The organism is Mesorhizobium sp. M5C.F.Ca.ET.164.01.1.1, from assembly GCF_004792125.1.
In the GTDB taxonomy this organism is placed as follows: domain Bacteria; phylum Pseudomonadota; class Alphaproteobacteria; order Rhizobiales; family Rhizobiaceae; genus Mesorhizobium; species Mesorhizobium wenxiniae.
The window spans coordinates 3,379,956-3,386,847 of the sequence record NZ_SRTG01000001.1 but is presented as its reverse complement, the minus strand read 5'-3'; the positions used below and the strand labels follow the sequence as shown (position 1 = coordinate 3,386,847).

At 62.4% G+C, this 6,892-nt stretch carries 8 protein-coding genes and 1 pseudogene; 4 read left to right on the top strand and 5 right to left on the bottom strand.

Features of this window, described 5'->3' with window-relative positions; translation table 11 throughout:
* Positions 1-123, top strand: a pseudogene (locus EN807_RS36600) (PilZ domain-containing protein); the annotation flags it as partial.
* 184 nt (positions 124-307) lie between these two features.
* Here the strand turns inward: EN807_RS36600 and ilvC are convergent.
* Both ilvC and EN807_RS16735 read right to left on the bottom strand, forming a co-directional pair.
* Complete coding sequence (gene ilvC / locus EN807_RS16740; protein ID WP_065012330.1) at positions 308-1,327, bottom strand: ketol-acid reductoisomerase; 1,020 nt, start codon at positions 1,325-1,327, stop codon at positions 308-310.
* Between the two features lie 137 nt (positions 1,328-1,464).
* A complete protein-coding gene (locus EN807_RS16735) occupies positions 1,465-2,118 on the bottom strand; it encodes a TetR/AcrR family transcriptional regulator (RefSeq protein ID WP_189522433.1) in 654 nt (217 codons plus the stop codon).
* Between the two features lie 178 nt (positions 2,119-2,296).
* Between EN807_RS16735 and EN807_RS16730 the strand changes: the two genes are divergently transcribed.
* Positions 2,297-2,725 carry a DUF1772 domain-containing protein gene (locus EN807_RS16730; protein WP_135935733.1) on the top strand — a complete coding sequence of 143 codons (429 nt, stop codon included), beginning with the start codon at positions 2,297-2,299 and terminating at the stop codon, positions 2,723-2,725.
* A 36-nt stretch (positions 2,726-2,761) separates the two neighbouring features.
* On the opposite strand, the gene EN807_RS16725 is transcribed toward EN807_RS16730, so the two are convergent.
* Positions 2,762-3,220 carry a MarR family winged helix-turn-helix transcriptional regulator gene (locus tag EN807_RS16725; protein WP_135935732.1) on the bottom strand — a complete coding sequence of 153 codons (459 nt, stop codon included), beginning with the start codon at positions 3,218-3,220 and terminating at the stop codon, positions 2,762-2,764.
* Between the two features lie 100 nt (positions 3,221-3,320).
* On the opposite strand from EN807_RS16725, the gene EN807_RS16720 reads away from it, so the two are divergent.
* On the top strand, positions 3,321-4,082 hold the full coding sequence (locus EN807_RS16720) for a glutathione S-transferase family protein (protein ID WP_135935731.1): 762 nt from the start codon (positions 3,321-3,323) through the stop codon (positions 4,080-4,082).
* On the opposite strand, the gene EN807_RS16715 is transcribed toward EN807_RS16720, so the two are convergent.
* Both EN807_RS16715 and EN807_RS16710 read right to left on the bottom strand, forming a co-directional pair.
* Positions 4,045-5,283, bottom strand: coding sequence for an NAD(P)/FAD-dependent oxidoreductase (locus EN807_RS16715; protein WP_135935907.1), 1,239 nt, complete (start codon positions 5,281-5,283; stop codon positions 4,045-4,047). The genes EN807_RS16720 and EN807_RS16715 overlap by 38 nt on opposite strands.
* Positions 5,284-5,378: 95 nt before the next feature.
* Entirely contained in the window at positions 5,379-5,789 is a 411-nt protein-coding gene (locus EN807_RS16710) for a helix-turn-helix domain-containing protein (protein WP_135935730.1), read from the bottom strand.
* A 136-nt stretch (positions 5,790-5,925) separates the two neighbouring features.
* Between EN807_RS16710 and EN807_RS16705 the strand changes: the two genes are divergently transcribed.
* Positions 5,926-6,816: an SDR family oxidoreductase gene (locus EN807_RS16705; protein WP_135935729.1), complete on the top strand. Its 891-nt coding sequence runs from the start codon at positions 5,926-5,928 to the stop codon at positions 6,814-6,816.
* The last annotated feature ends 76 nt before the right edge of the window (positions 6,817-6,892 follow it).

Sequence of the window (6,892 nt, the reverse complement as noted above, 5' to 3'; positions counted from 1 at the left end):
TTCCTGCTCTATGTGCCGACCGACGGCATCGCCTACAAGGCAGTGGTCCGCTGGCGCCGCGAAGACCGCATCGGCATCATGTTCACCGGCACCGAGCCAAAGCCCCACTGGCACTACGGCTAAATCCTCTGCACGGGGCCCTTTAAGCAGTCGACGAAGTTAGGAGAGAGAAAAATCTCCTGGAATACCCCGACGAGCAGTGCAGCCCCGGCAAGTAAGACAGAGGCGGAGGCCCACAGGACCCAAAGGCCGCGCACCGTGGGCCGGCGGATCGCTCCGCCGGCTCTTACGCAAAGATGAAAGCGGATCAGTTCTTGGCCTTGTCGACCAGCTTGTTCTTGGAAATCCACGGCATCATGGCCCGCAGCTTGGCGCCGACTTCCTCGATCTGATGGCTGTCATTGTTGCGGCGGATGCCCTTGAAGCGCGACATGCCGGCGCGATACTCCTGCATCCATTCCGAGGTGAACTTGCCGGTCTGGATATCCTTCAGCACGCGCTTCATCTCGGCCTTGGTCTCGGCGGTGATGATGCGCGGGCCCGAAACATATTCACCCCATTCGGCAGTGTTCGAGATCGAGTAGTTCATGTTGGCGATGCCGCCCTCATAGATCAGGTCGACGATCAGCTTGACCTCGTGCAGGCACTCGAAATAGGCCATTTCCGGCGCGTAGCCGGCTTCCACCAGCGTCTCGAAACCGGCCCGGATCAGCTCGACCAGACCGCCGCACAGCACCACCTGCTCGCCGAACAGGTCGGTCTCGCACTCCTCGCGGAAATTGGTCTCGATGATGCCCGAACGACCGCCGCCGACGCCGCAGGCATAGGACAGGGCGAGGTCGAGCGCATTGCCCGAAGCGTCCTGGTTGACGGCGACCAGGCACGGCACGCCGCCGCCCTTCTGGTATTCGCCGCGCACCGTGTGGCCGGGCCCCTTCGGCGCGATCATGACGACGTCGACCGAGGCCTTCGGCTCGATCAGGCCGAAGTGCACGTTGAGGCCGTGGGCGAAGGCGATCGCCGCGCCGTCGCGGATGTTCGGCGCGATCTCGGATTTATAGATGTCGGCCTGCAGCTCGTCGGGCGTCGCCATCATCATCAGGTCGGCCCATTTGGCGGCCTCCGCCACGCTCATCACCTTGAGCCCGTCTGCCTCGACCTTCTGGGCGGTCGCCGAGCCGGCCTTCAGGCCGATTGCGATATCCTTAACGCCGGAATCCTTGAGATTGAGCGCATGCGCCCTGCCCTGGCTGCCATAGCCGATGATGGCGACCTTCTTGCCCTTGATCAGGTTGAGATCGGCATCGCGATCGTAATAGACACGCATTTTTCTTTCCTTCCCGTTGTGAATTCAGAGCATGATGCCGAAAGGTGTGAAGCGGTTTTCGGACGACATCATGCTCAATCTCTCGATGTAAAGCCGGATTCAGATTTCAGGTCGATTTGACCTGAAATCATCCGGCTCTATGGGCCTTGCGGCCCGGTTTTTGCTCCGTAAAGAGCGAGAAACTGCTGCGTCGCCCGGACGGCATCGCCGCCGATCGCCGCATCAGTCAATTCCAGCCGGTCGCCGAGCAGCAGGCGGATCTGCACGTCACGGGCGACCAGCCCGAAAAAGGTACGGAATGCCGCTTCGGCATCCGAGAACTCGAGAAACCCGGCCTGCCGACCGGCCTCCAGCACCGGCTTCAGGCGCCTGGCCAGCGCGAAGCGGCCGTTCTCCAGCACGATGCCGCCGAGATCGTCCTTGCCGGATCCGGCGTGACTGACCGCAATGCGGTTGAGCGCGATCGAAGTGTCGCTCGAAATCACCTTGAGCCAGCCCGAAGCGAAGCGCTCGAGGCTCGCCGTCAGCGAGGCAAGGTCAAGCCCCTTGCGGTCGACCGGCACTACGCGCACCTTGGAAGCCTGCCATTGCACCGTTGCCGTCAAAAGCCCATCGCGATCGCCGAACCATTTGTAGAGCGTTTCCTTGGAACAGCTCGCCCGCCGCGCCACCGCGGTCATGGTCAAATGATCGCCCTCCTCGACCAGCAGGCGAAGTGCGGCGTCAAGCACGGCTTTCTGCCGCGCCGTCAGCGCTTCGCCGGTGTCGATGTCGACGCTTGCCTGCAACAAACTGTCTTCCTGCTCGATGATGGTGGCAGCCAGGCCAGTACCGTACGTTACGGTTCGGCATGTCTATGCCGTATTGTCGGAACCGGCGCAAGCTCTATTTCGGTTTTTTGGTGCATTCCAAACCGGGATGGCCTTTATTGAAGCGGCCTTAACTGGAACGGCGTGCCGCGGAGGGAAGATGCTCGTCGGCCTTCTTGCATTGACCATTGCCGCCGTTTTCGCGGGCGCCGCAATCTATATCAGCGTCGCCGAGCAGCCGGCGCGGCTTCGTCTCCATGACAAGGCCCTGCTGCAGGAATGGCAGCCCTCCTACAAGCGCGGCGCCGCCATGCAGGCGTCGATCGCCATCGTCGCCTGTGTTCTTGGTCTCATTGCCTGGTGGCAGACCGGCAATCTCGCCTATCTGGTCGGGGCGGTGTTGATCATCCTGCCCTGGCCATGGACGCTGATCGCAATGATGCCGACAAATCGACTGCTGGAGGCGATGGACGCGGCCGCCGCCAACCCGCAAGCCCGGGCGTTGATCGTCAAATGGGGCAATCTGCATCTGGTTCGCGTCATGCTTGGCGTGCTGGCGGCACTGGCATTCCTCTGGGGCAGTGTCTGACGTCGCTGCAACCGATCTTCAGTGCCAATGGCCACATCACTCCAGGATGGCTGGATGACGCAGCCGTCCAAGGAGACCCGCCAATTTGTCGAGGTCATCATTGGAAAGCCGGGCGCCGACCAGCTCCGCGATCGATCGTCCATAGACGGCCCACATGCGGCGGCGCATCTCGCGCCCCTTCCCCGTAATGCGGATAGTCTGTCCTCGCCCGTCATCGTCAACCCTGAGCTTCTCGACCAGCCCGTCCGCTTGGAGCCGCGCCAGCAGCCGGGAGATGTTGTATTGCGCAAACAATGTGCGCTCGATCAGGTGGTATGGCCGCAAGCCGCCCTCGCCCGCTTCGGCAAGCTCGTGCAGCACGTCGTACCAGGCAAGCGGCGGTAAGCTGCTGTCCTTCAGCGCGTCTTCAGCTCTTTCCATCAGCTGGCGCGAAACGCGCATCAGGCGGGCCCAGGCTTTGATGGCAGCGGGCGAAGGACTGGTTTTCTCCGTCATGATTTGCAGCATAGGCGATAGATGCAATTGCATCAAGCTTGACGGTTAATGCGGATGCATCTATATAGATGCAGTTGCATCGATATCGGAAGACACTGCCATGAGACATGAAATCTGCAAGATCGCCGACATCCCGGAGACGGGCAGCCTGGTGACCGACAAGCTCGTTCTCGTCAGCCATCACCTTTGTCCCTATGTGCAGCGCGCGGCCATCTCGCTCGCCGAAAAGGACGTGCCGTTCCAACGCCTCACCATCGATCTCGCCAACAAGCCGGCCTGGTTCAAGGCGATCTCGCCGCTCGGCAAGGTACCGCTGCTGCGCGTGCAGCAGAATGGCGAGGAAACCGTGATCTTCGAATCGGCGGTCATCCTCGAATTTCTTGAGGAAACGCTGGCCAACCCACTCCACCCTGCCGACCCGCTGGCCCGCGCCCGGCATCGCGCCTGGATCGAGTTCGGCTCGGCCATCCTCAACGCAATCGGCCGACTCTATTCCGCACCGACCGAGCCCGCCTTCCTTGCCGAAAGCCAAGGTCTGTCGACAATGTTCGATCGTCTCGAAATAGAACTGGCGGCTGGCCGAACTGGACCATGGTTCGTCGGCCAGCGCTTTTCACTGGTCGATGCTGTCTATGGACCAATCTTCCGCTATTTCGACGCGTTCGATCGGATCGACGATTTCGGCATCCTGAACGGAAAGTCGCTAGTCGAGGCCTGGCGGAGGGAATTGCGCGAACGCAAGTCGGTGAAGAACGCTGTCGCCCCGGATTATCCACAGCGCCTTCATGCATTCCTGCAAGCGAAGGGTTCGCATCTTTCGAAACTCATCCGCCGCAACGAGGCGGCCACCGCGCTTCCATGATACCGATCCGCCTGAAAGGATCGACAACGGTTCCAGCCACCATCGAGGCAAGGATGTTTGGCACTGGCGGGATTTTCGCCACTGACGCCACCAGCCTGTCGCGGACAAACGGCATCACGGTCGAATCCGACTGGTAGAACGGCGTCAGCATCAGCGACAGCGCCTGAAACACCCGGACATGCCACCGCCGCGCCCGGACGTAGGCCTCGAGCGCAGTATCGACACGATCCGTTCCTATGAGCGCGTAATTGAGCGCTGCCGCGTCGAGCAGCGCCATGTTCGCCCCTTGCCCGAGCTGCGGGCTGGTCGAATGCGCCGCATCGCCGATGACCGCCCATCGCCTTCCGGCCGGCATATTGAGCGTGTGATGGCCGTAACGCGCCAGCGAGAGCTGGTCGAAACTGTCGATCTGGCTCGTGAACGCCTCGCACTCCGACCACAGCCGAACCACCCTCGCCTTCCACGCGTCGACGCCTGTCGCCCTGACCTGCTCTGCGTCCGCCGGCTTCAAGCTCCAGAAGAATGCCGCCATCTTCTCGGCTCCGGGTTCCGGCCTGCCGATCGGCAGCACGCCGATCATCACGCTCGCTCTGTCGTACCGCTGCAGCAGGGCGTGTTCGTCGAAACCGTCGCCGTGCCAGCCTAGCGACGCCCAGAGCGCGCCGTAGGCGAGCGGCCGCGGTTTACCCGGATTCTGCACACGCTGCCGCAATTTGGAGCGCGAACCGCTGGCATCGACGACCAGATCGAACGGCCCTATCCTTCGCCCGTTGCCGCAGATCAGCGTTGTCCGCTCGCCGGTTTCCGGCGTCTCGAGCTCGACGCCGGTTTCGATGGCGATCGCCTCGCGCCGGACGGCGCGAAAAAGCACGCCGAACAAGGCCGCCCGGTGCACCGCCAGCCCGAAACGGCCGCCGCGCTGCGCATCATAGCGGACGTCTAGCACGGTGCGGCCGGTTTTCGCATCGGCGCCATGCAGGCGGTCGATGCGGCTGCCCAGCACCAGGATGTCGTCGAGCAGGCCGAGATCGGCAAGCACCGTCAGCCCGGTCGGCTGCAGGATCAATCCGGACCCGACTGGCTTTGGCTCGTCGAAGCGCTCGAAGATGGTGACCCGGTGCCCGGCACGCTTCAGATAGAGTGCCGCAGCCAGTCCGGCCGGGCCGGCGCCGGCAATCGCGATGTCCAGAGAAATGCCCATTGCCCGCCGGATCTTCTCGCCCAAGCCGGACAATCCTTCAGCGGTATCGCCAAATCAAGCCGTCGCACTTGGCGTTGCCACTCCGGCATCGATGGTTAAGTCTCGGTAGCGTCGAATGCGTTCCGCGCGTCGCGCACAGCGCCATGATTGAGGTCGGCCCACTGGAGCAGCTGGTGCAGGGGTCCGAACATCGAGCGTCCGAGATCGGTCAGACTGTATTCGACGCTCGGCGGCTTGGTCGGGAACACCTCGCGATGGACGTAACCGTCGCGCTGCAAATCGTGCAGCGTCTGGGTGAGCATGCGCTGTGAAATGTCGGGTACCAGCCGCCGCAATTCGCCGAACCGGTACGGCTTTTCTGCCAGCGCCATCATCAGCAGCGAACTCCATTTGTTGCTGATGCCTTGGATCACATCGCGAACCGGACAGTCCGCAATGTTCCCCCCGCCGCTGCCCGCTTTGTAAATCTCGAGCTTCGATCTCAGACCGACGATTTTGCTGTCCATCGCTGGTTCCCTGCGCCTGCCTACCTCCCGCAAAACTGCCTTCTTTACGAGGGTCGGTCAATTCCTATTTTAGTGCTGGTCTCTTTTTGAGACTTGTATAAGCACCCGCCGCTCCGGCGCAACGACAGGACTTCCCATGACCGAAACCCTTCTCGTCACCGGCGCCTCCGGCCAGCTCGGCCGCGGCGTCATCCGTCATCTGCTGGACACGCTCAAGGTTCCGCCCGCACGGATCATCGCCGCCACCCGTAATCCGGAAAACCTCGCCGACCTGGCGACGCGCGGCGTTGCCATCAGGCAAGCCGATTTCGATGACACGGCGTCGCTCGTCGAGGCATTCAAGGGCGCCGGCAGGGTCCTGATCATCTCGACCGGCGAGATCGACCTTAGGGGCAAGCGCCTCAAGCAGCACGAGAATGCAGTCGCAGCCGCCAGGGAGGCCGGCGTTTCGCATCTGCTCTACACCTCGATGCCCAATCCTGAGCCGGGATCGCCGGTGCTGTTTGCGGGCGATCACTACGGGACCGAGCAGGCGATCAAGGCGAGCGGCATCCCCTACACGATTTTCCGCAACGGCTGGTATCAGGAGAACCTGTTCATGTCGCTGCCGCATGCCATTGCTTCGGGGCAGTGGTACACATCGGCGGCCGACGGCCGCATCGCCCATGGCGCTCGCGACGACATGGCCGTGGCGATCGCCGCGGGTCTTGCCTCGGGCGATACCGAAAGCACCACATACACGTTGACGGGTCCGCAGGCCCACACGGTCGCCGCTATCGCGGCCCTGGTGACCGACGTCACCGGCAAGCCCATCGAGGTCGTTCAGCTTTCGGATGAAGCCTTGACCGAGGGTCTGACGGCCGCCGGCGTTCCCTCGGATTTTGCTCCCGTTGTCGTTTCCTTCGACACCAACACGCGCTCCGGCCGCATCGCCATGGTGACCGACGCGATCGAGACACTTTCGGGCAAAAAGCCGCAATCGCTGAAGCAATTTCTTGAATCGAACAAGGCAGTGCTAGCCGGCTGAAGTCCGCCGTGGTCAGGGGCATGTCGAGATTCAGGTCAGGCCGAGCCGAGAATGGTGGATTCCGAGAACCGGAACG

Excerpts from the sequence above, each read along its gene's own strand:
- EN807_RS16725 (WP_135935732.1), bottom strand. The coding sequence starts at position 3,220 with ATGACGGAGAAAACCAGTCCTTCGCCCGCTGCCATCAAAGCCTGGGCC.
- ilvC (WP_065012330.1), bottom strand. The coding sequence starts at position 1,327 with ATGCGTGTCTATTACGATCGCGATGCCGATCTCAACCTGATCAAGGGC.
- EN807_RS16720 (WP_135935731.1), top strand. The coding sequence starts at position 3,321 with ATGAGACATGAAATCTGCAAGATCGCCGACATCCCGGAGACGGGCAGC.
- EN807_RS16730 (WP_135935733.1), top strand. The coding sequence starts at position 2,297 with ATGCTCGTCGGCCTTCTTGCATTGACCATTGCCGCCGTTTTCGCGGGC.
- EN807_RS16710 (WP_135935730.1), bottom strand. The coding sequence starts at position 5,789 with ATGGACAGCAAAATCGTCGGTCTGAGATCGAAGCTCGAGATTTACAAA.
- EN807_RS16705 (WP_135935729.1), top strand. The coding sequence starts at position 5,926 with ATGACCGAAACCCTTCTCGTCACCGGCGCCTCCGGCCAGCTCGGCCGC.
- EN807_RS16715 (WP_135935907.1), bottom strand. The coding sequence starts at position 5,283 with ATGGGCATTTCTCTGGACATCGCGATTGCCGGCGCCGGCCCGGCCGGA.